Origin of the sequence: Bartonella sp. AA74HLJMH (assembly GCF_042197045.1) — a bacterium.
In the GTDB taxonomy this organism is placed as follows: domain Bacteria; phylum Pseudomonadota; class Alphaproteobacteria; order Rhizobiales; family Rhizobiaceae; genus Bartonella.
Window position 1 is genome coordinate 1 of the sequence record NZ_JBHIRJ010000127.1, and the last position, 785, is coordinate 785.

1 protein-coding gene is annotated in these 785 nt (G+C 41.5%); it reads left to right on the forward strand.

The features are described from left to right. Positions 1-688 (forward strand): toprim domain-containing protein (locus ACFINH_RS10135; RefSeq protein WP_375633043.1); only part of this gene is annotated, 688 nt, incomplete at its 5' end. Positions 689-785: the final 97 nt, after the last annotated feature.

A 785-nucleotide genomic window follows, 5' to 3' on the forward strand; every position in this document is an offset into this window, starting at 1 on the left:
TGGAAAACAAGCCTTTTTTGATAAAGCTTATGATCAGACGCTCTCTTTCTCCAAACAGTTTTGTGCTGATCTCAAACAAGCAAAAAGGAAAGCAGAGAGAGCAAAAGCAATTTGGCAACAAAGCCAACCAATTAAAAACACTTTAGCAGAAACCTATTTACGTATGCGGGGTATTACATGTGATTTGCCTCCTGATTTACGCTTTTACGACAAATGTCCACACCCCTCTGGGGGTACACTGCCCGCGTTGATTGCTCTTGTTAAGGGGGCTGGATCCTTTGCTATTCATAGAACCTTTTTAAAAGACAATGGCTGCAAAACAGACCAAAAACCAGCAAAAGCCATGTTGGGATCTGTCACGGGTGGCGCGGTGCATTTAAGTCAAGCCAATCCAAAACATCTGGTCATTTCTGAGGGCATTGAAACCGGTCTAGCTCTACTGTCTGGGTTGTTATCTGAGCCTGTGAATTTATGGGCGTCTCTTTCAACCAGTGGCATGATGCATGTGAATTTACCCAAAACAAAAGCCCGTCTCACCATTGCAATGGATGGCGATGATGCGGGTCGTAAAGCAGGTTTTAACCTCGCTGCGCGTGCCTATAGACAAGGCTTTGAGGTCTTTATCATGCAAGCCCCATACGGTCTAGATTTCAATGATTTTTTGATACTGAAAGGTATAAATAAATGAGAGAGAATAAAAATAATATTGTCGATACCAACAATCAAAATGTTTCATTCAATGATAACGATAATGGCTCTTTAAATGATAAGACTTGTTTAGAAGC